Genomic DNA, 25,315 nt, shown 5'->3' with positions numbered 1-25,315 from the left:
ATGAATAGCAACACACTTTGGTTGATCGGCCGACGCCTGGGCGCTGCGGTCGTGACCCTGTTGATCGTATCGATGGTGGTGTTCGCCATTACGGCGGTGTTGCCGGGAGACGCGGCGCAACAGTCCCTTGGACAGTTCGCCACGCCTGAGCAAGTGGCGGCCCTGCGGGTGAAGATGGGCCTGGACCAACCGGGTGTGTTGCGCTACCTGCACTGGTTGATGAGCCTGCTCAGCGGTGACATGGGCGTGTCGATCTCCAACGCCACGCCGGTCAGCGAGTTGATGGCTGGCCGGGTCCCCAACACCCTGATGCTGGCGGCGGCCACGGCGCTGGTGTCGGTGCCGGTGGCGTTGATCCTGGGCATCGGCTCGGCGATGGGGCGAGGGGGACGCATCGACGGCTTCCTGAGCTTCTTCACCCTGACGATGGTGGCGGTGCCGGAGTTCCTGGTCGCCACCCTTGCCGTGCTGATTTTCGCGGTGAACCTGGGCTGGCTTTCGGCGCTGTCCTATTCCAGCGAGATCACTTCGCCGCTGCAATTCATGCGCACCTATGCCTTGCCGGTGATGACCCTGTGCTGCGTCATCGTCGCGCAAATGGCGCGCATGACCCGGGCGGCGGTGATCGATCAACTCGACAGCCCCTACGTGGAAATGGCCCGTCTCAAGGGCGTGAGCCCGGTGCGGGTGGTGCTGCGCCATGCCTTGCCCAATGCCATCGGGCCGATTGCCAATGCCATCGCCCTGAGCCTGTCCTATCTGTTGGGTGGGGTGGTGATCGTCGAGACGATCTTCAACTATCCCGGCATCGCCAGCCTGATGGTCGATGCCGTGACCAACCGCGACATGGCGCTGGTCCAGGCCTGCACCATGCTGTTTTGTACGGCGTACCTGGTGTTGGTGCTGGTGGCTGACCTGTGCGCGATCCTGTCCAATCCGAGGCTGAGAAACCAATGAACAATCTCATTGTGAAATCCCCGCCTGCGGCGCCCGAACTGGCCTTGGGCAAGGTGTCGCGCAAAACCCCCTGGCTCGGCCTGATCGGCGCCGCGATGTGCGTGATCTGGTTGCTGGTGGCGATCTTCGGGCCATGGCTGGCACCCCACCCGGTGGGGGAAGTGGTCTCCGATAACGTCTTCGACAACCTCAGCGCCACGTATCCGTTGGGCACCGATTATTTGGGCCGCGACATGCTCAGCCGCATTCTCGTGGGGGCGCGCTTCACGGTGGGCCTGGCGTTGGTGGCGGCAGTACTGGCCAGTGGGCTGGGCACCAGTTGCGCGCTGCTGTCGGTGGTTTCGCCGAAGTGGCTGGATGAACTGATCAGCCGCCTGATGGACGCCTTTATTTCGATCCCGAGCAAGATGCTCGCGCTGATCATGGTCTCGGCGTTCGGCTCGTCGGTGACCCTGTTGATTTGCACGGCGGTGCTCAGCTTTACCCCGGGGGCGTTTCGTATCGCCCGCAGCATGGCGGTGAACATCGAGGCCCTGGAATACGTGCAAGTGGCCCGCACCCGTGGCGAACGCCGGCTGTACATCGCCTGTGTGGAAATCCTGCCGAACATGCTCAACCCGGTGCTGACCGACCTGGGCTTGCGTTTCGGTTTCATCGTCCTGCTGCTCAGCGGCATGAGCTTCCTCGGCCTGGGCGTGCAGCCGCCGGATGCCGACCTGGGCTCGCTGGTGCGGGAAAACATCGGCGGCCTCAACCAGGGCGCGCCGGCCATTGTGATTCCGGCCCTGGCCATCGGCACCCTGACCATTGGCGTCAATCTGTTTATCGACCGCTTGTCTTCGCGGCGCAACCGACGTACGGGAGGCCATTGATATGAGCCAATTGATCCGAGTCGAGAACCTGCGCGTGGTCGCCTGTGGCGAGCGCAGCGAGGTGGAGATCGTCAAGGGCGTGAGTTTCTCCCTGGAGAAAGGTGAAGTGCTGGCGCTGATCGGCGAGTCCGGTTCGGGCAAGACCACCATCGCCCTGGCGCTGCTCGGTTATGCCCGGCGCGGTTGTCGCCTGGCCGGTGGCGTGGTGCAGATTGGCGAGCACGACATGCTCGCCTTGAGTGAGCGCGAGCTGCAAGGCCTGCGCGGCAATCGGGTGTCGTACATCGCCCAAAGCGCGGCGGCGGCGTTCAACCCGGCCAAGAAACTCATCGACCAGGTGGTGGAAGGGGCGTTGATCCATGGCCTGGGCAGCCGGGCCGTGCTCGAAGCCAAGGCCATCGAACTGTTCCGCGACCTGGCGCTGCCCAACCCCGAATGCATCGGTCAACGCTATCCCCATCAAGTGTCCGGTGGGCAACTGCAGCGGGTGATGGCGGCCATGGCGCTGATCAGCGATCCACTGCTGGTGGTGCTCGATGAGCCGACCACGGCCCTCGATGTGACCACCCAGATCGACGTGCTGCGCGCCTTCAAGCGGGTGGTGCGCGAGCGTGGCGCGACGGCGGTCTATGTGTCCCACGACCTGGCCGTCGTGGCGCAGATGGCCGACCAGATCGTGGTGCTCAACGGCGGGCAGATCTTCGAACAGAGCGCCACCGCGCCGCTGCTCAAGGGGCCGGCTCACGCCTACACCCGCAGCCTGCTGGCGGCGGCACGGCCAGACACGACGATTCGCCCGCCGTGTGGTGTGGCCGAAGACACGCCGCTGCTGACCATCAAGGGCCTGACCGCCGGCTACGGCAACAAGAACCAGCACGGCATGCCGGCGATCCGGGTGCTCGAAGACATCGACCTGACCGTGCGCAGGGGCCAGGCCATCGGGGTGATCGGTGAGTCAGGCTCGGGCAAATCCACCTTGGCGCGGGTGGTGGCCGGGCTGTTGACCCCGGCCCTGGGCGGGCTGACGTTTGACGGCCAGCCACTGGGTGGCAGCCTGTCCGAACGCACGGACGAACAGTTCCGACGCATCCAGATGGTGTTCCAGAATGCCGACACCGCGCTCAACCCGATGCACAGCATCAGCACCATCCTGAGCCGGCCGTTGAAGATGTATTTCGGCCTCAAGGGCGCGGCGCTGCGTGAGCGTATCGGCGAATTGCTCGACCTGGTGCGTCTGCCACGGGACATGGCCGAGCGCCGCCCGAGCGAACTCTCCGGCGGACAGAAACAGCGGGTCAACCTGGCCCGGGCACTGGCGGCCAAGCCGGACCTGATCCTGTGCGATGAAGTGACCTCGGCGCTGGACACGGTGGTCGGCGCGGCGATCCTTGAACTGCTGCGCGACCTGCGCCAGCAGCTGGGGGTGTCCTACCTGTTCATCAGCCATGACATCTCCACGGTGCGGGCGCTGTGCGACGACATCGTGGTGATGTACAGCGGCCACAAGGTTCAAGAGGGCAGCCGGCAATCGTTCGCCCAGGCGCCGTTCCATCCCTACACCGACTTGTTGATCCACTCGGTGCCGGAGTTGCGCCAGGGCTGGCTGGAAAGTTGTGGCACCACGACGTGCGGCACGCTGCCGGCGTTGGGCGCGCGCGCCGAGGTGCCGCAGCTGTGCACCTTCCTCAATCGCTGCCCGGTGCGGGTCGATGGCCTGTGCAACCACACCGCGCCGCCCCGGCGGATCATCGACGGCGGCAGCGAGGTGCTCTGTCATCACGACAGTGCCGAGCTGCTCAAGCGCCAACAGGATTCAAACAGCATGATCGTGGGAGCCTACGCATGAGCGCACGTTTCGTGAGGTTGGCCGAACAGGGCCGGCCCGTCGTCAAATTGAAAGTGGATGGCGTCCCGGTCGAGGCGTTGCAGGGCGACACGCTGATGGTCGCATTGCTGACCCACGGCCCGGCGTTGCGCCAGTCGGAATTCGATCCGGGTAGCCGGGCCGGTTTCTGCCTGATGGGCGCCTGCCAGGATTGCTGGGTCTGGACCCGCAGCGGCGAACGCCTGCGAGCTTGCTCCAATGAAGTACGCGAAGGGCTGGACATCATTACTCAACAACCGGAGGCGATATGGCCGCTGCGCGGATAGTCATTGTAGGCGCTGGACCGGCGGGTATCCGTTGCGCGCAGACCCTGGTCGCAGCGGGCTTCAAGCCGATCCTGCTCGACGAGAACCGTCGCGATGGCGGGCAGATCTACCGGCGCCAGCCCGAAGGGTTCACCCGCAGCTACGCCACGCTGTACGGCACCGAAGCGGACAAGGCCCGTGACCTGCACGAAAGCTTCGACCGCTTGCGCCCACAGATCGACTACCGTCCGGACACCCTGGTGTGGAACCTGACGCCCGGGCAATTGTGCTGCGTCAGCCAGGGCCAGCACACGACGGTGGATTACGACGCGCTGATCCTCTGCACCGGTGCCACCGACCGCCTGATGCCCATCGAGGGCTGGCAGTTGGGCGGCACCTACAGCCTCGGCGGCGCGCAGATCGCCTTGAAGGCCCAGGCGGTTTCCATCGGCCACCGCGTGGTGTTCATGGGCAGCGGGCCGTTGCTGTATCTGGTTGCCAGTCAATACCTCAAGGCCGGCGCCAATGTCGCGGCGGTGCTGGACACATCGCCGCTGGGTCAGCGCATCAAAGCCTTGCCCAAGCTCATGGCGCGCCCGGGCTTGCTGTTCACCGGCATGAAATTGTTGGCGCAGCTGTATCGGGCGAAAATTGCTGTGCACCTGGGTATTTCGCCGCTGCAAATTCTGGGAGAAGCGACCACCGGTGTCAGTGGCGTGCGAGTTCGTACCGCCAGTGGGGAAACCTTGACGGTGGCGTGCGATGCGGTGGCGCTGGGTTATCACTTGCGCCCGGAAACCCAACTGGCTGACCTGGCGGGCTGCCGCCTGCGCTTTGACGAGGCCTCCAGCCAATGGCTGCTGGACACGGACGATGAGGGACGGACCTCGGTCAGCGGTGTCTACGCCGCCGGTGATGGTTCGACGATCCGTGGCGCCGATGCCGCCGAGCACGCTGGGCGCCTGGTCGCCTTGGCGTTGTTGAGCGATCTGCAGCAGCCGGTGGACGCCGCACTCGTCGCCGAACAGCGCCAGGCGCTCAAGGTGATGGACGCGTTTCGCCTCGGCCTGGCCCAGGCGTTTCCCTGGCCGGCGGCACAAGCCAAGGCCTTGCCGGACGAGGCCATCGTCTGCCGCTGCGAGATGATCAGCGCCGGCGAACTGCGCCGCACCGTCAGCGAAAAGGGTGCTTGTGAAGTCAACCGGGCCAAGGCGTTCAGCCGGGTTGGCATGGGCCGCTGCCAGGGACGTTATTGCTCCCAGGCCGGGGCTGAAGTGATTGCTGCGGCGGCGGGTGTCCAGGTGCAGGAGGTGGGGCGCCAGCGTGGTCAGGCTCCCGTGAAACCACTTTCGATGCTCACTCGGGAGGTGACGCCATGACGGAAAATAAAGCCGATGTGGTGATTGTCGGCGGCGGCCTGATGGGCTCGGCGGCAGCGTTTTTCCTGCGCCAACGGGGGCAGTCGGTGATCCTGCTGGAGCGTGACCAGATCGGCCAGTACGCCAGCGGCGTGAACTTTGGCAACGTGCGGCGCCAGGGGCGTTTCCTCGGGCAACTGGAACTGGCCAACCGCTCGTGGGCGCTGTGGAAACGCCTGCCGGAGCTGATCGACGACGACCTGGAGTTCATCGCCAGCGGGCACATGCGCGTGTGTTATCGCGAGGATGAAATACCCGAGCTTGAGGCTTACGCAGCGGCACCGGAAGCGGCGCAACTGGACTTGCAGATCTATCGCGGCAGCGAGCTGCACGCGCGTTTTCCGTTTCTGGGCAAGGACGTCAAGGGCGGCTCCTATGCGCCCCACGACGGTCACGCCAACCCGCGTCTGGCAGCCCCGGCGTTCGCCCGGGCGGCGCGGCGGCTCGGGGCACGCATCGAGGAACGCACCGAGGTGGCCGAGGTGCAGAAGGTCGGTGACGGGTTCAGCATCAGCACCACCGATGGTCGCCAGTTCAGCGCCGCGCAACTGTTGATTACCGCAGGCGCTTGGGGCCAGAAACTCTCGGCGCAGTTCGGCGAGCCGGTGCCGCTGGAGACCAATGGCCCGCAGATGGCCGTCACCGAACCGGTGCCGTATGCCTTGCCGACGGTGATCGGCGTGTACACCAAGATTCCTGAAGAAGTGATCTATTTCCGCCAGATTCCCCGGGGCAATATCATCATCGGCGGCGGCTATCGCAGCAAGCCGGACATGCTCAACCGCCGGGCCTATGTCGAGCCGCGCAGCATCCTCAACCAACTGGACCAGATGCGTCGGCTGCTGCCGGGCGTCGGTAATCTCAACATCATCCGCGTGTGGAGCGGCATCGAAGGCTACCTGCCCGATTCCCTGCCGGTGATGGGGCCCAGCGCCAACGTTGATGGCTTGTACTATGCGTTCGGCTTCAGCGGCCATGGCTTCCAGCTCGGTCCGGGCGTTGGCGATGTCATGGCTGAACTGATCAGCACCGGCAGCACTCGAACCTTCATCGAGCCGTTTTCCATCCGCCGGTTCGCCCTTTCCGCCGAGCAACGGAGCAAGGCCTCATGAAACCCCGCGTGCTAGCCATTTTCGAACGCCTGCTGGCGTTGGAAACGGTCTCTTCAGAATCGAACCTGGCCCTGATCGAGTACGTGCGCGAGCTGTTGCTGAGCAAGGGCATCGAGTCGCTGATCGTCAAGGATGAGAGCGGCAAGAAGGCCAACCTGTTCGCCAGCACCGGCCCGAGTGAGTTGCCCGGGGTCCTGCTGTCCGGCCACACCGACGTGGTGCCGGCGGCGGGGCAGGCCTGGACCGTTCCGGCGTTCCAGGCGACCGTGCGCGATGGGCGGGTCTACGGGCGCGGCAGTTGTGACATGAAAGGTTTCATTGCGCTGGCCATCGACGCCATGCTCGATGCCGCCGACCATTCGTTGAACCGGCCATTGCAACTGGCGCTTTCCCACGACGAAGAGATCGGTTGCGTGGGGGTGCGGCGCTTGCTCGACGTGCTGCACCTGGCGCCGGTGCGACCGTTCCTATGCGTGATCGGTGAGCCGACCAACATGCAGTTCGTGCTCGGCCACAAGGGCAAGGGTTCCTATCGCACCTACTGTCGCGGCCTGGAGGCGCACTCATCGCTGGCACCGCGCTCGGTCAATGCGATTCACGTGGCCTGCGATTTCATCGCGGCGTTGCGCCAGAGCCAGCAGCAATTGCAGGAGCAAGGCGCCCAGGATGCGGATTACGACGTGCCCTACAGCACCGTGCATGTCGGGCAGATTGTCGGCGGCAAGGCACTGAACATCGTGCCGAACCTGTGCACCCTGGATTTCGAAGTGCGCAATTTGCCGGACGACGATCTGGACCTGTTCCTGGAGCAACTGCGCGAGCGCGCCGAGGTGATCGTTCGTGAAGCCAAGAAACTCTCCAGCGTCGCGGACATCGAGATCGAAACCCTCAACGTCTATCCGGGCCTCGACACTCATCCGAGCGTCGAAGCCGTGCGCTTCCTGAAAAACTTCGCCACCCCGGACACCGGCACCACCAAGGTCTCCTTCGGCACCGAGGGCGGCCTGTTCAAGCAGCGCCTGGATGTACCCGTGGTGGTCTGCGGCCCAGGCTCCATCGAACAGGCGCACAAGCCCGACGAGTTCATCGAGATCAGCCAGATGGAGGCAGGGGAGCGGTTTCTGGAAGGGTTGCTCGGCTCCCTGAAAATCTAAGCCCTGCACAAAACAAAAGGTGGGAGCACACCTATGGGAGCACACCTGTAGGAGCATACTTGTGGGAACACACCTGTGGGAGCACACCTGTAGGAGCACACCTATGGGAACACACCTGTAGGAGCATACCTGTGGGAACACACCTGTAGGAGCACACCTGTGGGAACACATCTATGGGAACACACCTGTGGGAGCAAAGCTTGCTCGCGATGAACGATGACACGGTCTTGATCGATGTCGCCTGATCCACCGCCATCGCGAGCAAGCTTTGCTCCCACAGTGTTCAATGTTCATGTTCATGTTCATGTTCATGTTCATGTTCAGTGTTCGGTGTTTAGCCTGGGGCTCGGTAGAGCCTGCCGTCCCACCTCGAAACTTCAGCATCCAACACTGCCCAAACCCCGCTTTCAGCATCCTGCCCCGTGGCATCTCCTTAGACTGGAATCACCTCGGAACAGGACGCGACCATGCTCAAGAATCGATTGAAAGACCCCAGCCTGTTGGCAGAACTCGCTTACGTCGACGGTCAATGGCTCGGCGCCGACAACGTCGCCACCCTTGACGTCATCGACCCGGCCACCGGCCAGGTGCTCGCCCGTGTACCCGCGATGCAAGGCGTGGAAACCCGGCGTGCTATCGAGGCCGCCGAGCGCGCCTGGCCAGCGTGGCGCGCGCGTCCGGCGGCCGAAAGGGCAGCGCTGTTGGAACGCTGGTATCAGGCCATGATGGACAACCTCGACGACCTCGCGCTGATCATGACCTGTGAACAGGGCAAGCCGTTGAACGAAGCCAAAGGCGAAATCCGCTACGGGGCCGGTTTCGCCAAGTGGTTTGCCGAAGAGGCCCGGCGGGTCTATGGCGAAACCATACCGGCGCCCAGCGGCGACCGACGCCTGCTCACGCTCAAGCAGCCGGTGGGTGTCTGTGCAGCCATCACTCCATGGAATTTCCCCAATGCGATGATCACCCGCAAGTGCGCACCGGCCCTGGCGGCGGGCTGCCCGGTCATCGTCAAACCGTCGGACCTGACCCCCTTGTCGGCCCTGGCCCTGGCGGTGCTGGCCGAGCGGGTCGGGATTCCGGCCGGGGTGTTCAACGTCGTGACGGGTATGCCCGCCGGTATCGGCGAAGAACTGACCGGTAACCCGACGGTGCGCAAGATTTCCTTTACCGGCTCCACGGCGGTCGGGCGCCTGCTGATGCGCCAGAGCGCCGAGCACATCAAACGCTTGAGCCTGGAGCTGGGCGGCAACGCGCCGTTCATCGTGTTTGACGATGCGGACCTGGAACAGGCCGTCGCCGGCATCATGCTCAGCAAGTTTCGCAACGCCGGCCAGACCTGCGTCTGCGCCAACCGCATCCTGGTGCAGGACGGTATCTACGAACGCTTCGCCGCGCGCCTGGTGGAGGAGGTGGGCAAGCTCAAGGTCGGCAATGGGCTGGAGGCTGACGTGATGATCGGCCCGCTGATCAACCTCGCGGCGGTGAACAAAGTCGCCCGGCACATCGACGATGCGTTGAGCCAGGGCGCGCGCCTGCTGTGTGGCGGTGTTCCCGAGGGCGACAGTCAGTTTGTCCAGCCAACGGTACTGGGCGAGGCCCATGCCGGGATGTTGCTGGCCAACGAAGAAACCTTCGGCCCGGTGGCGCCGCTGATGCGCTTTACTACTGAAGAGCAGGCCCTGGCCCTGGCCAATGCCACGCCGTATGGCCTGGGCGCTTACTACTTCACCCAGGACCTGCGCCGCTCATGGCGTTTCGGCGAGGCGCTGGAGTTCGGCATGGTCGGGCTCAATACCGGGCTTATCTCCATGGAAGTCGCGCCCTTCGGCGGCATCAAGCAGTCGGGCCTGGGGCGCGAAGGCAGCAAGTACGGCCTGGACGAATACCTTGAAGTCAAAGCCTTCCACATCGGTGGGCTGTGATGCGACCGTCATTTGAACCGACACCCGGGAGCCATGATTGATGAGCAAACCATTTCGAATCGCTGCCATTGCCGGCGATGGCATTGGTAAGGAAGTCCTGCCTGAAGGACTGCGGGTACTGGAGCAGGCCGCGAAAAAGTGGCAGTTGTCGCTGGACGTCGAAGTGCTCGATTGGGCCCATTGCGATTACTACCTGGAGCACGGGCAGATGATGCCCGCCGACTGGTTCGAACAACTCAAGGGCTTCGACGCGATCTACTTCGGCGCCGTGGGTTGGCCGGACAAAGTGCCGGACCATATTTCCCTGTGGGGCTCGTTGCTCAAGTTCCGTCGCGACTTTGACCAGTACGTGAACATCCGCCCGGTGCGGCTGTTTCCGGGGGTGCCGTGTCCGTTGGCCGGGCGCAAGGCGGGGGACATCGACTTCGTGGTGATCCGCGAGAACACTGAGGGCGAATACTCTTCCATCGGCGGCAAGATGTTCGAAGGCACCGAGCATGAGTTCGTGCTGCAGGAGTCGGTGTTCACCCGGCGCGGGGTCGACCGGATCCTCAAGTTCGCTTTCGACCTGGCCCAGACCCGACCGCGCAAACGCTTGACCGCGGCCACCAAGTCCAACGGCATTTCCATCAGCATGCCGTATTGGGACGAGCGCACGGCATTGATGGCCGAGCAGTACCCGGACGTGAAGTGGGACAAGCAACACATCGACATCCTGTGCGCTCGCTTCGTTTTGCAGCCCGACCGGTTTGATGTGGTGGTGGCGTCGAACCTGTTCGGCGACATCCTCTCCGACCTGGGCCCGGCCTGCGCCGGTACCATCGGTATCGCACCGTCGGCCAACCTCGATCCGGAGCGCCGCTTCCCATCGCTGTTCGAACCGGTGCATGGCTCAGCGCCCGATATCTATGGGCAGAACATCGCCAACCCGATCGCGATGATCTGGTCCGGCGCCTTGATGCTCGACTTCCTGGGTAACGGCGATGAACGCTACCGCGCGGCCCACGATGGGATTCTCAAGGCCATCGAACAAGTCATCGCCGAAGGCCCCATCACCCCCGACCTGGGTGGGCAAGGCTCGACCCAGGATGTTGGCCAGGCCATCGCCGCCGCGCTCTGAGGCTTGATCCAACCTGCGACACCTTTTGCCCGCTCACACTGCGGGCTTTTTTTGCTGATCCGACGCTACCCGCCAAACCCCCTTGTGGGAGCAAAGCTTGCTCGCGAAAGCGGTGGATCAGCTTGCGATGATGTTGGCTGTGCCGCCGCCATCGCGAGCAAGCCCGCTCCCACACTGGGTTCTCGGTTGGCCGCAGGCTTCACATCCAGCCCCAATCCCCTGTGGGAGCGGGCTTGCTCGCGAAAGCGGTGGATCAGCGAGTGGTGATGTTGGATGTGCCGCCGTCTTCGCGAGCAGGCTCGCTCCCACACTGGGTTCTCGGTTGGCCGCAGACTTCACATCCACCGTCAATCCCCTGTGGGAGCAAAGCTTGCTCGCGATAGCGGTGGAGCTGCCATACACCGGATTACTTGACGACGTACACCTTGCGCACATAAACGCTGCTTTTCCAGGCACACGGCGCATTCAGCGGGACGAATACGGTATCGCCGGTGTTGACCGTCAAGTCGCTGCCATCGGCTGCCTGCAAGGTGACGCTGCCTTCGAGCAGGTGCATCAGCTCATGCAGTTTGTGCGGTCGTGACTTGCGAGTGTAGGGCGTCGAGTCCCAGATACCGATCCGCAGGTTGCTCGCTTGCTCGACAAACAAATTGTGCGAGCGACATTGCGGCGGCGGGCTGAGCAGGATCTCGTCATCCGGGGCAGCAGAAGGCGAAAGCAGGGTGTGGGCGGGGAGTGCCGTTAGCCCGGGAAGGTGCGTTTCGATGCGCTGGGTATCGGCACAGAAGGCCCAGAGCGAGCCAGGTTGCGCCTCGACCTCAAGCGCCGTCCCCCGACCGATCACCGCGCTTTCACCTGGCTTGAGCTGCAACGTCTGCCCCTGGCTGCGCAGCGTCACTGCGCCGGCATGCACCACGAGCGTCTCACTGAAGGGGTATTCATCGACGCTGAACAGTCCGCTCGCCCGGACCACGCCGGCAGCCATGCCATCCGCCCCGGCATAGGCGATGAGGCGGTCGAACGGATCCTTGGCGCCCAGTGAACCCGGGGTGAACGGGGTTGAGGCAAGACGGCCATCGGCGTGTGCCAACAGCACTGCGGTGGGTTCGAGCATGAAGAAGATTCTCCAGGGAAGCGTTGAGGGGAGTGCGGGGGTTTCAGCCAATGGCCTGGGTCACCGGCGCAAATTGCCGAACCGCGCCGGTCGCTTGCGGGGGCGTGCCCCGTGCCATTTGGGCGACGGTGTCGACCTGCTTGAGCCCGGCCTCTTCCAGCCAAGGGGCCAGGCCGCTGTTTGAAGGGGTGTCGATGCGAACGAATGCGTCTGGCACGTGGGCCAGCAGCACGGCGATCAAGTGCCGGGCCTGTTCCAGGGTCTGGGCGATGACCGGGCCAATGCAGCGCCCACGGCCATAGGGACGCAGCAGGGCGAAGGCGCACAAGTGACCGTCGCGCTCGATCCCCACTGAGTGTTCAACGACCTCGAACAGGTCATTGAGCACAGCGCTCCGCTCCAGCCCGCTCCCGGCATTGGCCAGTTTGATCAGCTCGGCGTGATCGGCTTCGCCCAGCTCGCGGCAGTGCTCGCCGGCGGCCAGTTCTTGCAGGGTCGGCACCAGCGCTTGCCCTTGATGCTGCTGGATATGCCCAAAATCAACGAACCCCTGGCTGGCATACAGCGGGGCACCGGCCAGCGTCGCATTGAGCACGGCGGTCCGCGAGCCGCAAGCCTCGATCGCCAGTTCCATCAGTTTGCGACCGATCCCCTGGCCCTGATACTCATCGTCGACAATCACCAGGCCGATGGTGGCGTAGTCCCCTTGGGCGCAGCTGAACGCCGTTCCAATCAAACGACCCTGGTCTTCCACGACAAACCCCTGGGCGACGCGTTGCAACATCGCCCAGTCTTCCAGGCGATGGGGCCATTTCAACTGCACGGACAAGGCATGGGCCGCCGGCACGTCGGTGGCGGTCATGGCGCGATAGAAGTAAGTAGGGCGTTGCGAAATGGACATGGCAGATCACCATAAAATAAGGGACGAAAGCGGATGGATGTGTGCGCTGCAAGCCTTTGTATCTCACCTGCCACCAGGTCTGGCAAGGGCGGCACATCGATTCGGTATCTTGCGTAAGCAACGGCCCTGCCGGCCACATTTCTTGCTCAAATCAGACGCTTGGCCAGCAGTAAATACCGAGTCGGATTTCATGGCTCAGCGCCAAGATGTAGCTGCCTGCAGGCGCCGTGTAGGAGCTGCCGAGTGCAACGAGGCTGCGATCTTTTCCCTGGCAGTTGAGTCCTGAGGGAACGACCGACAGATCAATAGATCGCAGGCTTCGGCAGCTCCTACAGGGCTCCGGTCAATAGCGGCGCTCACGATCCACCAGGCCCAGCATCGATTCACCCCGTTGATGCCGGCGGATGTTCTCCAGCAACACGCCAAAGGCACTTTCAGGCTGAGTCATCGCCGCGATGTGCGGGGTCAACAGTATCTGTGGATGGTGCCAGAAGGGGTGATCCATCGGCGCCGGTTCCTGCTCCAGCACGTCCAGCACCGCGGCGCTGAGCTGGCCGTCGGCAAGGGCTTCAAGCAGGTCCGCTTCCACCAGGTGCCCACCTCGGCCCATGTTGACCAACGCTGCGCCCTTGGGCAGGTGTTGGAACAGCTGGCGGTTGAGGATCCCTCGGGTCTGCTCGGTCAACGGCAGGACGCACAGCACTATGTCGCATTGACCGAGAAAGGCCGGCAGTTGCTCGTCGCCAGCAAAGCACGCGACCCCCTCAATGTGATGCTCGCTGCGGGCCCAGCCCGACAAGGCAAAACCAAAGGTCTTCAAGCTGGCGAGTATCTGCCGTGCCTGCAAACCCAGGCCCATGACGCCCACCCGGCGTTGCCCGGCGGGCATCAGCCGGTGCGCTTGCCAGCAGCGTTCGGCCTGTTGCTGGCGATAGCGCAACATGTCCCGGTGCAGGCTGAGCACGGCGAAACTGGCGTACTCGCACATGCCCTGGCTGATGCCGGGGTCGAGCAAGCGCACCACTGGCAGCGTCGTTGGCAAGCGGCCAAGGTCGAGTTGATCCACGCCGGCCGACAAGGCGAACAGCACCTGCAGATTCGGCAACAGCGTTTCGACGTCGTCCGGCGCCTGCCAGGCCGCCAGGTACTGGATATCCCGCGGGTCGCCGATGTCTGGCCAGGCGCGCCATTCAATGTCCGGCGCGTGTTCGGCGAACAGGCGCCGCCAGTGTTCGCCGCGTACCGGGTCAGCTTTATAGAGCAGGGCCATGGGTCACTTCTCGCCTGAAATCAAGGAGCCCCTAGCATGCCTCAACGCCAGAGCAGGATCTGTTGAAAGGGCCGGCGTAGCAGCATCGCACTGCGTTGCAAGGTGCCTCTTGCGGCAGATTCCATGGGGCTGGAATGCCTCTGGAGGATTCTGCTGTTTGCCGGGGTGTAAACAGTCGATCCGAATTTCTCAACGACCAAGTTCGGCTTAGACAATCGCGTCGAACGCTTAACCTGTGAACACACCGCAGCCGCTTCCTGGGTGCGAGGCTCACGATGGGAAATGCCAATGAACAGTAAAGTCGAAGAAACCCCAAGTTTGCTCCGTCAGCGTGATCAATTCGTGCCACGTGGCCTGGTCACCGCGCACCCGCTGGTGATCGATCGGGCCCAGGGCTCGGAATTATGGGACGTGGACGGCAAGCGTTACCTGGACTTCGTCGGCGGCATCGGTGTGTTGAACATCGGCCACAATCACCCCAAGGTCGTCGCGGCCGTGCAGGCCCAGTTGCAGAAGATCTCCCATGCCTGCTTCCAGGTCGTGGCCTACAAGCCTTACCTGGACCTGGCCCAGCGCCTGTGCGAAATGATCGGCGGCCAGCACGCCTATAAAGCGGCATTTTTCACCTCGGGTGCCGAAGCGGTGGAAAACGCCGTGAAGATCGCCCGGGCCCACACCAACCGCTCGGCCGTGATTGCCTTTCGCGGCGGGTTCCATGGCCGGACCTTGCTCGGCACCACGCTGACCGGCATGAGCCAGCCGTATAAACAGAACTTCGGTCCGTTCGCCCCGGAGGTCTTCCACACGCCGTATCCGAATGCCTATCGCGGCGTCACCAGCGCCATGGCGCTCCAGGCACTGGACGAGCTGCTGGCCACCCAAGTGGCACCTGAGCGGGTCGCGGCGATCATCATCGAGCCGGTGCAGGGCGATGGCGGTTTCCTGTCGGCCCCCGCCGAGTTTTTGCAGGGCCTGCGCGCATTGACGCAAAAGCATGGCATTGTGTTGATTCTCGATGAAATCCAGACCGGTTTCGGTCGCACCGGTAAATGGTTCGGTTTCCAGCACGCCGGCATCCAGCCGGACCTGGTCACGGTCGCCAAGAGCCTCGCCGGTGGCTTGCCGTTGTCAGGTGTGGTCGGCAAGGCCGAGATCATGGACGCTCCGCTGCCGGGTGGCCTGGGCGGTACGTACGGCGGTAATGCGCTGTCGTGCGCGGCGGCGCTGGCGGTGATCGAGGCGTACGAGCAAGAACAGCTGCTGGCCCGTGGTGAAGTCCTGGGTGAGCGCTTGCGCCAGGGCCTGCTGCACCTGCAAACCCGTTACCCGCAGATCGGCGATGTGCGCGGCAGCGGCTTCATGCTGGCGATCGAACTGATCAAGCATGACGACACGCGCACCCCGGACGCCGACCTGAACCAACGCCTGATCGACGAAGCCCGGGCCGGTGGTTTGCTGGTGATCAAGTGCGGGGTGTACCGCAACGTCTTGCGCTTCCTGGCGCCGCTGGTCACCAGTGAAGCGCAGATCGACGAAGCGTTGCAGATTCTCGATGGCGCCTTGGCACGCGTCCTCGGCTGATGCCGGCGTTCATGACGTTTGCCCGGGCAAGCGTCAGTGGCGATTAATGGAGCGTTGATCGATGGGACATCATCGGAGGTTTTACAGATGAGGCTGACTGAATATCGGGCGTTGTTGATCGACTGCGATGAGGTCCTGGTGGATCGGGACTCCGGCGTCTGGACGGCGTTGCAGCCGTTGCTGGAAAACCATGGCGAGCCGTTGGACAAAGCACAGGTGCTCGCCGATTTTGACGAAGTGCTGCAAGCCTTGTACCCGCGTTTCGGCGAATTGGGCTTCAGCGGCTTGCTGTGTTTCGCCCACCGTCAATTGGCTGAGCGCTGGAAGCTCAAGGTCAGTTGGGAGGAGGGCATGAGCTTCGCCCGCTCGGCTGCCGGTTGGACGCTGTTCGAGGATGCGCCGGGTGCGATGCTCTACCTGCGCAAGTTCTATCGGTTGTTGGTGCAGGGGGATCGCGATGCCGAGGACCGGGGCGTGTTGTGCGAGCGCCTGGGCATCGAGCCTGATGATTTTATTTCGCTGGCGAGCGACCCGTTGCAGGATCACGATTGGCTGGCGGCCAATGGCCTGAGCGCCGAGTCTATTCTCCAGGTGACCCGTCCCGGCGCCCGCCCACGGTCGGTTGGGGCGGTCTGCCTGATCTGCCGCAACGCCGATATGTCTCCCGCGCCCTGTGCGGCGGACTACTGCATCAACAGCATGGCTGATCTGGTCGCTCAGCATCAGCTGTCCTTACGACGCTGATTTTGTTAGAAGATTGTCTTACAAACGGCAGGCAAGAGGTATGCGATGGAAGGTTTAGCGAAACTGGACCGGATCGACATCAGCATTTTGGTAGAGCTTCAAAAAGATGGCCGCATGACCAACGTCAGCCTGGCCGATGCCGTGGGCTTGTCCGCCAGCCCATGCCTGCAACGGGTCAAACGACTGGAGTCGTTGGGGTACATTTCCAGCTACAAGGCCCATTTGAACCTGGCCAAGATTACCGACTCGGTGACGGTCTTCACCGAAGTCACCCTCAGCGACCACAAGCGTGAGGACTTCGCCAAGTTCGAATCCAACATCCGCCTGGTGGATGAAGTACTCGAATGCCACCTCATCAGCGGCGGCTACGACTACCTGGTGCGCTTCATGACCCGCAGCATCCAGGACTATCAGGACGTGATGGAAAGCCTGCTGGACAAGAACATCGGCATCTCCAAGTACTTCAGCTACATCGTCATCAAGTCACCGGTGCGCAAGGATGAGATTCCATTGCGTAAGTTGTTGCGGCATTGAATTCGAACCCCACCCTGAAACAACTGTGGGAGCGAGCTTGCTCGCGAAGGCGTCGGCCGATTCAGCATTGAGGCAAGCTGACCCACCGCCATCGCGAGCAAGCTCGCTCCCACAAGGGATCTGGGCTTTTATTCCTTGAGGAAGGTCAGCAGATCCTGATTGAGGCGATCCTTGTGCGTCTCGGTCAAGCCGTGCGGCGCACCAGGGTAGACGATCAGTCGAGCACCCTTGATCAGCGCCGCCGAGGCCCGGCCTGAAGCGTCGATAGGCACGATCTGGTCGTCATCGCCATGGATCACCAGCGTCGGCACGTCGAATTTCTTCAAATCACCGCGGAAGTCGGTCGCCGAGAATGCCGCGATCGAGTCATAGGTATTCTTGCTGCCACCCTGCATGCCCTGCACCCAGAACGACTGGATCAGCCCTTGGGATGGCTTGGCGCCCTTGCGGTTGTAGCCGTAGAACGGGCCCGAGGCAATGTCCAGGTACAGCTGCGAGCGGTTCTCCAGGGACGCCTTGCGCAGGCCATCGAACACCTCGATAGGCAAACCACCGGGGTTGGTGTCTGTCTTGAGCATCAACGGCGGAACAGAGGACACCAGTACGGCTTTCTTCACTCGAGCGGTGCCGTGACGGCCGATGTAGCGAGCCACTTCACCGCCCCCTGTCGAGAAGCCCACCAGCGTGACATTCTTCAGGTCCAGCGCTTCAATCACCGCCGCCAGGTCATCGGCGTAGTGATCCATGTCGTTGCCTTCCCAAGGCTGGCTGGAGCGACCGTGACCGCGACGATCGTGAGCGATCACGCGATAACCCTTCGAAGCGAGGAACATCATCTGGCCTTCCCAGCTGTCGGAGTCCAGTGGCCAGCCGTGGCTGAAGGTCACGACCTGACCATCGCGCGGGCCCCAGTCCTTGTAATACAGCTGCACGCCATCCTGGGTGGTGATGTAGCTGGCGGACTGGACCACGCTGCCGACAGCCGAAGCGCTGGCAGCGGCCTGGACCGGCGACGCGGCCTCGGCGCTGAGGGTGGCCAATGCCAGGGTCGCGACAGCCAGGGTGCGGTTGAAGGTGTTCATCGTTTCTCTCTCCATAAGGTCGGTTTGATCTGCGGCGATCGTCATCGATCGCGTTGGTGGGCAGATTAGAGAGAGAGGCCGAGGACGAGAACGACGCTGGTATCGATAGCAACTATGGGAAAATCGGATAGCTGCGTTTCGCTTCGGTTGCGTGTGAATGGTCGGCGCGGGTTATGGTGACCTTGTGGCGAGGGGATTTATCCCCGCTGGGTTGCGCAGCAACCCCAAAATTTAAGGGGACTGCTACGCAGCCCAACGGGGATAAATCCCCTCGCCACAATTGGCTGTTCTGTACAGACTCACACGTGTAAAAGCGGCAGTGTTTTCAGCCCATTTGGCGTTTGAACATGCGCAACCAGGTAGGGCGCCGAAGGCGCTTGCAGTGCGTGAAGATGAACCGGACCAGAAAAATTCATGGCCGTCAGGATCGCTTTGATTTTTTCCGGATCCGTATGAAAGACATCCAGTGCCAATAGCGCGCAACCCTTGTCCTGGAGCGTGTCCGCCGGATGAAGCCCAGGCGCCCATTGAATGAGGGTGGGGACTGATCCATCCATGGGAAGGCTTCCATCAGCCGGTATGGTTATTTGCCAATTCAATGTTCCTCTCGTCATGGGTTCGACATCCCCGACAAGGCCTGGGCAGGCATCACGAGCGGTGTGAATATCATCAGTGCGTGCCACCCAGGCCGCCAGGCGTGCCGGCGAATGGGGGGCCAATTGATCAAGGCCGAACCAGCGTGCCCGGTCCGGACGTATGGCGGACGGGTCCACGGCAATCACTTCGAGGTAGAGCCCGGGGCCAAGGTGCAGCAGCCTGTTATGGGTGCCCATGCGTGAATGGACGCCGCCCGGCTGAAGGTCGACGCCCAGCGCGTCAGTCACGAACGCGCAGCCGGTGTCGAGGTCCGTTGCCACGATGACGAGGTGATCAATAGTGGTTTTCATGTGTTCATCCGTCCGTGGGTTGGGAAGTATCTGTCGCCATCAACCAAAAGAAGGCATCGGCCCCAGCGAGTGCAAGATCCACATGACCGCCGCCACTGCTGCCAGCACCGCGACCACAATGCCGATCAGCACCCATTTCAGGATTTTCTGCCCTTTCGACGGCTGGGACCTTGGTGCGTGTGCCTCTACCGTGTGCCGAAATTCCCCGGCGCATCGCGGGCAAGCAGCGGTGTCGTAAGGGAGGAGGGACCCGCATTGCTCACAGTTTGTCATGTCGTCACTTCGAGGCTCAAAGGAGGGGTAGCCCTTATGGGCTGGTAAAAGCGGACCGAAAGCGCGTGGCGTCGGTCGCTTAATATTTGTAGACGATGCCCAGCCTGCCCATGATCTCCAGGGCGTTGATCAGGCCCAGGCCGTTCATGGGCAGGCAGGCGAAGGCCTGGTATTCATCGAAGTGCGTGCCGATGGCCAACAACTTCAAGTCATGGGTCTCCAGCTGCGCATTGAAATACTGCAGCAGCGCGCGTTCCCAATCGTTGGCGCGGTTGATGGCATCGATGGTTTTACGCTCAGGCGCCGGGATTTCAATGCCCAACTGCCGCAGCGGGGCGAGGGCATTGACCGCATCGACCCCGTAGGACGACCATTCCTTCCATTCGAACCCCGCCAACTGATTGGCCTCGGTGAGCGCTGACTCGACCTGCGTCCAAGCCCAATCCCACTGCCCGGTAGGCGCCGGCATGTTTTGAATGAGCGCCTGCGCGCGCGCCTCGTCGAACAGGCAATCAAACAGGTCGGCCAGGGTATCGGCCAAATCCGGCTGCGGCCCTTGCCCCTGGGTGTCCAGGTCGTGGCTCAAACGCTGCCACAGACTACCCAGCTCGGCCCAATCCTCATCGTCCATGTCGTCATCGATCACCTGGGCCTTATGGCCGCGCAGGTAGTTATCCAGCCGCGTCTTGCGCACCCGTACGCAGCCCTCGGCGAGATCGACCTCATAGCTGCGGTAATCCAGGTAGTTGGTCTGGAACACGATGCGGTCAGCAAATACCTCGTGGGCGAGGCTTTCCTCAGCGTCGAAATACGCCGCGCCTTCGAAATCGCCATGGGCGGTGATGATGCGTTGAAACGACAGTGGGTCGATCGGATTCATGTGGGTTGGATCACAGGGAGAAGGGCGAAAGGGAAGCGCCGCGTACGCTGGCCGATATCCGGATCGCGCTGATCGTACACCAAGGCCTGGGGGTTGCTAAGGGGCGGAATGTGGACTGCGTCAACAGTTGGGCGTGTGTTTGGGTCTATGCTTACCTTGCCCCCTTGAATCAGGCCCGTCCATGCACAAACACCGAACAACCCACCGGGAGAACCTGTGAGACATTCGACACCGGCTGCAGCGCTGCTCTGCCTATTGCTCGGCACGGTTGATGCCGGGGCCGAGGAGTATCAAGTCGTCACCGAAGAGTGGGCACCGTACAACTACCAGGAAAACAACCAGCTCACCGGCATGATCACCGAGATCGTCCGGGCCATCATGGCGCTGACCGGGAATGACTTCGAGGTGCTGTTGCAGCCGAGTATGCGAGCGAGCCAGATGCTGAGGAATCGGCCCAAGACCATCATGTACTCCATGTTTCGCACGCCGGAGCGCGAGCCGTTGTACAAATGGGTCGGCCCGATCGTGGAAGAGTCCATCCACCCCTATCAACTGGCCAATACGCCCCCACTGGACACCTTGGAACAACTCCTGAACGCCCCCCAGATCACTACGCGCCACGCCGGCCTGGTGCCCCAGAGGCTGCAGTCGCTGGGCTTCAACAACCTGGACAAAAGCGCCACCGAGAGCAAGCTGCTCTACCGCATGCTGCTCGCCGGGCGCACCAACATCATCATCGGCGACACCGACGCGGGCGTGGCCTATTACAGCCGTCAGTTGAACATCGCGCCGGGCACCTTGCGACGGATCCCTATCGAGCTGTATCGCTCATCGCTGTACATCGCCTTCAGCCCTGACAGTGACGATGAAGTGGTGGCGGCGTGGGCCCGTGCGCTGGAGAAGTTGCGGCGTTCTGGAGAATTGGAGCGGATTCAGCGGCGGTATGAGGGGGCGGTTGGGCGGTGAGGGAAAGGGGCAGGCCTCGTGCCACTTTGCACGGAGTGTTTTTGTTTGGGTGATTGCTGACCGGAGATGACCTGGTTTGTTTTATCGAGCGAGGCGAATCAGTCCGGTGAACAATGATAAATCAACGGGCAGTGGGGATGATCTTGAGCATAAATCGTGCCGGTGTACTGCTAATACTGGGTCTGTTATTTCTCGACTTGATCGTATGGGCTGGCGCATGGAGATGGCTGGATGTAACTCGCAAGCAGTTCGAGGCGAAGGCCTCCATTCAGGCAGACAACCTGTCGCTGCTGCTCCATTCAGACTTTAATGGCCGACTTGAGAGTATCGACCGTACGCTGAGCGCAGTGGCTCATGAAATCGAGCGCCAGGAGACATTCGGAGAACTGCGTCCTGAGCTCGTCGAACCGGTCTTGAGCCAACACCTCTTCGTGCTTCCATCGATGTCAGGTATGCGAGTGGTGAACGCCGTCGGCGAGATTGTCTTCGGTGCCAGTGGGGAATCCCATATTTTTGTTACCGACCGTGAGTACTTTCAGCAATTACGTGATGATCCTAAAAAGGGCATGGTCATCAGCCATCCGGTTTTGGGCCGTATAAGCAAAACATGGGACATTGTCTTTGCCAGAGCCATCCACACACCGCAAGGCGAGTTTGCCGGCATTGTGACGCTTGTCCTTCCAATCAGTTCGCTAAACGAACGCTTTGCGACGCTTTCCAACGGTTCAACGGATATTTTCGCCATCTTTAATGACCAGAGTTTGAGGTTTATTACGCGCTACCCCGAAGGGATCATTGCCCCGGGAGAACCTCTAATCGTTCGCAAAGATGCTCCAATGTTTGTTGCTCGACGAATTTCCCGGCTGTCTGGAACCTTCGTCAATGTCGCGCCGCAAGATGGCGTATTGCGCTCTTATGGGTATCGCTGCATGGAGACGCAGCCGATTTGCATTCTGGTGGGGGTCGGGCTTGAAGCGTATCTCGCCCCCTGGGTTGCCGAGCGGCGCATGATCGTTGGCTCCGTTGCGCTATTTACTTTGTTTACCTTGCTGTTGTGGTATCTGACCTACCGGGCGTGGTGTAGGCAACTCGACGCCATGAACGCCGAGCAAGCTGCCTATCAGGTCAGGGACGCTGAGCATCGGTTTAACCAAGTCATTATTGATGAGTCGCCTATTGCTGTCGTGACGCGTGACATTGAAGGCGTTATCACCTTGGTAAATGAGGCCGCGGAGAAACTGCTGGGATGGCCCGCCGACGCACTCGTGGGGCAAACGCTAGAGAACCTGCTTCCCGACATGGCCGCGGAAATCGCCTTTCCCCGCCATAAGACGTTCGCGGGTGAAACCGTGGTAGACCGGGAAATAACCCGTTCACACCGGGACCGGCATCCCGTCAATATCAGCGCTACACAGGCGCCGCTGCGTGACGCAAGTGGTGTGGTCACCGGTTACCTGACGCTGGCGATGGACATCACTCGGCGCAAGGACGCTGAAGCAAAGGTGGAGTACCTCGCCTCAAGGGACGCGTTGACCGGTCTGCCGAACTGGTCGCTGTTGCGCGACCGCTTTGAACATGCCAAAGGATCGGGAGGGGACCAATGTCCCAGGTTGGTATTCGTCATGCTCAACCTGAACAACTTCAAGACCATCAACGAGTCGCTTGGACATGCTGCAGGTGACGCCGTGCTCCGAGTCGTAGCCAAGCGCCTGACAGAATGTGTACGTGACTCCGACACGGTAAGTCGCCAGGGTGGCGATGAGTTCCTCCTGCTGCTGATCGGTATGGATGGCCTGGCGCAAATTCAGGCGGTTCTGCATGAGCTCAAGTCCAGCGTGTCCTGCGTCATGAATATCCAGGGTGAGGAAATTTATACGTCTGCGACGATGGGGGTAGCCCTGTATCCGGAGGATGGTGAGGATTTCGAGACGATTTTACGCAAAGCCGCCGCCGCGATGTCTCGTGCGAAAGATGACGGTCGAGGCTCGTGTCGTTTTTTCGACGATGGGCTTGACCGCGAAGCGACGGCCAGCCTTCGTACGGAGGTTGGATTGCGCAGGGCCCTGGCAAAGGGTGAATTCGAATTACATTATCAACCGCAAATTGACCTTCAAAGTGGTCTTGTACAGGGGGTCGAAGCGTTGCTGCGCTGGCGGCATCCCGAGCAAGGGTTGGTGCTCCCTGGGCAGTTTATTCAGATCGCCGAGCAAAGTGGTCTTATCGTGCCCATCGGCGAATGGGTCATAAGCGAATGCTGCCGGCAGGGGCAAGTGTGGCGCGAAGCGGGTATTGCACCTGTACGAATTGCGTTAAACCTGTCGGCCGTGCAATTCAGTCACAGCGACGTTGAAGGGACGATCCGACGTGCTTTGATCGAGTCTGGGTTTGATCCCAACTTTCTCGAACTTGAACTTACGGAGTCGGTGCTCATTCGTAACACCGAACAAGTGCTTAACACCGTCCAGCGTCTTAAGCAGCTTGGCGTGATGGTGTCCGTGGACGATTTCGGCACCGGTTACTCCAGCTTGGCTTATCTCCAGCGCTTTGACGTCGACAAGTTGAAGATTGACCAGGCCTTCGTGCGCGACCTGTGTCAGAACACCAATGACAAGACAATCGTGCGTGCAATCATCCAGATGGCTCACGCACTTAACCTTCGCACGATCGCCGAAGGCGTCGAAGACGAAGCAACGCTTGTATGCTTGCAACAGTTGGAATGTGATGAAGTGCAGGGATACCTCATTGCCAAGCCGATGCAGGAAGAACAACTGGCTACGTTCATTCGTGAATACAGGAACGGTTGGACTGTGTGAGGGGGACCGTCCGCCCGATTTTCCGCGGAACCGGCGAAAGCCGGTCCCGCAGACCTTCACTCACTTCACGCTCTGCACATGCATGTCGATGGATACCGAGTCATTTTTGTCAGTACTGGCGTGATAGAAGAACCCATAGTCAACCAAGTAGTAATAGTGCTTCAGCGGCACGACTGTTGAGCTTGGGCGCTGTTCACGGCAGCTCAACGCCTTGGCGTTACCGCTCAAGGCTGGGTTCAGTCGTTTGGCTGGCCCTTCACTGTCGACGGTGCAGTCGAAGGTTTTCGGTTCCTTGCCCACGGTGCCGATCAGATTGCTGGTGAGGCTGCCCTGGCGGGTGAAGCCCAGTTGACCGCCCACAGGCATACGCTGCCAATCGCCACGGAAACTCAGGCTGTCGACCACCTCGGTGTTCTCGGAGTGCGTGGCCTGCTCTGTGCCTGATAGCCTGATCAGGCCGCGCCAGTTGATCTGGCGGCCATTGAGGTTTTCGCTTTTGTGAACAATGCGCAGCTGCCCGGTCACAGGGTCAGTGGACAGAAAATACTCAGTACGCTCCGGCCAACTCTCTTGGGAATGACTGGCGGTGCCTGACAACTCAATGTAAGTCAGCGTTTTGGCCGGGGCCGGCATGTGCAGTTGCTCAATGCTCCTCAACACTCCGGGGTTGATGTCGGGCAGGGCATCCGCCGCAATCGGTGCTTTGGTACGTGACTTGAACGTCGGCAGAGTGGCAATGGTCGTTGGCGCGTTGCACACGAGTTCAAACACCTTCAACTGATCCTGGTCGGCCGCTGTCATCGCCTTGGCCTCGGGAAACATCTCGATTTTCCCGTCAGTGACCTCGTTATTGGCATTGAGGTAATAACGGGCCAACAGCGTGACGTTTCGCGCTGCGCAGTCCAGCGTGTACTGCTCGCGGGTCTGCGTGAAAGGAGAGTTACTCAGCGGGTTCAGGCGGGTCTGCGGCTCGTCGTACGCCATCCAGAATTGCACCTGTTTACCGCTTTTGCGCACGCTGCTGTTATCCAGCAACAGCCACCGTTCAGCGTCCCCCTTCATCACCTGGCGCCAATCCGGAGCAGGGAGATTTTTACACGCTTGGGTGAACTCCCGGTTGTTCATCAGCGTGGCGTGATAACGCTCGGGCAACGCTGTTGGCGGGGCATAGCGGCCGCTATTGTTGGCGTAGGAGCGGCGGAGCATGAACGAGTAAACCAGGTTGACCTGGGGCCTGGAGCAGGCCGCCGAAAACTGAACCGTTTGCCAGAAGGGTAAGTTCGGTTCGCGGGGGGCGAACACCTGGAAGTTGATGACGTCGCCTTCGCGCATCAGGCTGTTGGGCGTCAACGGCTGAGCGAGCAGGGTGGCTTGCTTATCGGCCGGTGGCTGTTGGCTGGCGCAGGCGGTTAGCAGTACTGAGGCGATGAGAAGAGTAGGGCGTTGCACAGATGTCTCCGGTAAGTCCATTGAGGGAGGCGGGGTGGGGAAGATCGGGGCAGATCACGGCTATTAAGGGGGG

General features: G+C 61.6%; 21 protein-coding genes. 14 read left to right on the top strand and 7 right to left on the bottom strand.

Annotation, left to right across the window (positions count from 1 at the left end; all coding sequences use genetic code 11):
* From CFII68_RS23955 to CFII68_RS23995, 9 genes are all read left to right on the top strand, one after another.
* Positions 1–957, top strand: a complete 957-nt coding sequence (locus tag CFII68_RS23955; RefSeq protein WP_003203201.1) for an ABC transporter permease — start codon at positions 1–3, stop codon at positions 955–957.
* Complete coding sequence (locus CFII68_RS23960) at positions 954–1,829, top strand: ABC transporter permease (protein WP_018601243.1); 876 nt, start codon at positions 954–956, stop codon at positions 1,827–1,829. Before CFII68_RS23955 ends, CFII68_RS23960 begins: the two co-directional genes overlap by 4 nt.
* Position 1,830: 1 nt before the next feature.
* Positions 1,831–3,675, top strand: a complete 1,845-nt coding sequence (locus CFII68_RS23965; protein WP_014337749.1) for an ABC transporter ATP-binding protein — start codon at positions 1,831–1,833, stop codon at positions 3,673–3,675.
* A complete protein-coding gene (locus CFII68_RS23970; RefSeq protein WP_014337750.1) occupies positions 3,672–3,980 on the top strand; it encodes a (2Fe-2S)-binding protein in 309 nt (102 codons plus the stop codon). Before CFII68_RS23965 ends, CFII68_RS23970 begins: the two co-directional genes overlap by 4 nt.
* Complete coding sequence (locus CFII68_RS23975; protein WP_018601239.1) at positions 3,962–5,338, top strand: NAD(P)/FAD-dependent oxidoreductase; 1,377 nt, start codon at positions 3,962–3,964, stop codon at positions 5,336–5,338. The genes CFII68_RS23970 and CFII68_RS23975 overlap by 19 nt, the downstream gene beginning before the upstream one ends.
* On the top strand, positions 5,335–6,489 hold the full coding sequence (locus tag CFII68_RS23980) for an FAD-binding oxidoreductase (RefSeq protein ID WP_018601237.1): 1,155 nt from the start codon (positions 5,335–5,337) through the stop codon (positions 6,487–6,489). Before CFII68_RS23975 ends, CFII68_RS23980 begins: the two co-directional genes overlap by 4 nt.
* Positions 6,486–7,643: an acetylornithine deacetylase gene (gene argE, locus CFII68_RS23985; RefSeq protein ID WP_018601236.1), complete on the top strand. Its 1,158-nt coding sequence runs from the start codon at positions 6,486–6,488 to the stop codon at positions 7,641–7,643. Before CFII68_RS23980 ends, argE begins: the two co-directional genes overlap by 4 nt.
* Before the next feature lie 467 nt (positions 7,644–8,110).
* Positions 8,111–9,568 (top strand): NAD-dependent succinate-semialdehyde dehydrogenase, encoded by a 1,458-nt coding sequence (locus CFII68_RS23990; RefSeq protein ID WP_018601234.1) that lies wholly within the window; start codon positions 8,111–8,113, stop codon positions 9,566–9,568.
* Positions 9,569–9,608: 40 nt separating this feature from the next.
* A complete protein-coding gene (locus tag CFII68_RS23995; RefSeq protein WP_018601232.1) occupies positions 9,609–10,688 on the top strand; it encodes a tartrate dehydrogenase in 1,080 nt (359 codons plus the stop codon).
* Positions 10,689–11,094: 406 nt separating this feature from the next.
* Here CFII68_RS23995 and CFII68_RS24000 read toward each other — a convergent pair whose 3' ends face one another.
* From CFII68_RS24000 to CFII68_RS24010, 3 genes are all read right to left on the bottom strand, one after another.
* Positions 11,095–11,802, bottom strand: a complete 708-nt coding sequence (locus CFII68_RS24000) for a cupin domain-containing protein (protein ID WP_018601230.1) — start codon at positions 11,800–11,802, stop codon at positions 11,095–11,097.
* A gap of 43 nt (positions 11,803–11,845) precedes the next feature.
* Entirely contained in the window at positions 11,846–12,703 is an 858-nt protein-coding gene (locus tag CFII68_RS24005; RefSeq protein WP_018601228.1) for a GNAT family N-acetyltransferase, read from the bottom strand.
* Positions 12,704–13,046: 343 nt separating this feature from the next.
* Positions 13,047–13,973, bottom strand: coding sequence for a glyoxylate/hydroxypyruvate reductase A (locus tag CFII68_RS24010; RefSeq protein WP_018601226.1), 927 nt, complete (start codon positions 13,971–13,973; stop codon positions 13,047–13,049).
* A gap of 288 nt (positions 13,974–14,261) precedes the next feature.
* Between CFII68_RS24010 and gabT the strand changes: the two genes are divergently transcribed.
* The 3 genes from gabT to CFII68_RS24025 all read left to right on the top strand — a co-directional run bounded on the left by gabT (position 14,262) and on the right by CFII68_RS24025 (position 16,832).
* On the top strand, positions 14,262–15,554 hold the full coding sequence (gene gabT, locus CFII68_RS24015; protein WP_018601224.1) for a 4-aminobutyrate--2-oxoglutarate transaminase: 1,293 nt from the start codon (positions 14,262–14,264) through the stop codon (positions 15,552–15,554).
* An 87-nt stretch (positions 15,555–15,641) separates the two neighbouring features.
* Complete coding sequence (locus tag CFII68_RS24020) at positions 15,642–16,298, top strand: hypothetical protein (RefSeq protein ID WP_018601222.1); 657 nt, start codon at positions 15,642–15,644, stop codon at positions 16,296–16,298.
* A gap of 45 nt (positions 16,299–16,343) precedes the next feature.
* Positions 16,344–16,832, top strand: coding sequence for an Lrp/AsnC family transcriptional regulator (locus tag CFII68_RS24025; protein ID WP_003203167.1), 489 nt, complete (start codon positions 16,344–16,346; stop codon positions 16,830–16,832).
* Positions 16,833–16,960: 128 nt separating this feature from the next.
* Here CFII68_RS24025 and CFII68_RS24030 read toward each other — a convergent pair whose 3' ends face one another.
* The 3 genes from CFII68_RS24030 to CFII68_RS24040 all read right to left on the bottom strand — a co-directional run bounded on the left by CFII68_RS24030 (position 16,961) and on the right by CFII68_RS24040 (position 20,014).
* Positions 16,961–17,914 (bottom strand): alpha/beta fold hydrolase, encoded by a 954-nt coding sequence (locus CFII68_RS24030; protein ID WP_018601211.1) that lies wholly within the window; start codon positions 17,912–17,914, stop codon positions 16,961–16,963.
* A 299-nt stretch (positions 17,915–18,213) separates the two neighbouring features.
* A complete protein-coding gene (locus CFII68_RS24035; RefSeq protein WP_018601209.1) occupies positions 18,214–18,861 on the bottom strand; it encodes a VOC family protein in 648 nt (215 codons plus the stop codon).
* 352 nt (positions 18,862–19,213) lie between these two features.
* A complete protein-coding gene (locus CFII68_RS24040; RefSeq protein ID WP_018601206.1) occupies positions 19,214–20,014 on the bottom strand; it encodes a hypothetical protein in 801 nt (266 codons plus the stop codon).
* 216 nt (positions 20,015–20,230) lie between these two features.
* Between CFII68_RS24040 and CFII68_RS24045 the strand changes: the two genes are divergently transcribed.
* Complete coding sequence (locus CFII68_RS24045) at positions 20,231–20,980, top strand: ABC transporter substrate-binding protein (protein ID WP_033062370.1); 750 nt, start codon at positions 20,231–20,233, stop codon at positions 20,978–20,980.
* A gap of 143 nt (positions 20,981–21,123) precedes the next feature.
* Complete coding sequence (locus tag CFII68_RS26280; protein WP_177325030.1) at positions 21,124–23,793, top strand: EAL domain-containing protein; 2,670 nt, start codon at positions 21,124–21,126, stop codon at positions 23,791–23,793.
* 60 nt (positions 23,794–23,853) lie between these two features.
* On the opposite strand, the gene CFII68_RS24050 is transcribed toward CFII68_RS26280, so the two are convergent.
* Positions 23,854–25,242, bottom strand: coding sequence for a surface-adhesin E family protein (locus tag CFII68_RS24050; protein WP_018601201.1), 1,389 nt, complete (start codon positions 25,240–25,242; stop codon positions 23,854–23,856).
* Positions 25,243–25,315: the final 73 nt, after the last annotated feature.

The organism is Pseudomonas sp. CFII68 (genome assembly GCF_000416195.1).
Classification (GTDB): Bacteria; Pseudomonadota; Gammaproteobacteria; order Pseudomonadales; family Pseudomonadaceae; genus Aquipseudomonas; species Aquipseudomonas kilonensis.
Note: the sequence above shows the minus strand (reverse complement) of the source record. Positions and strands in the feature narration are given on the sequence as shown.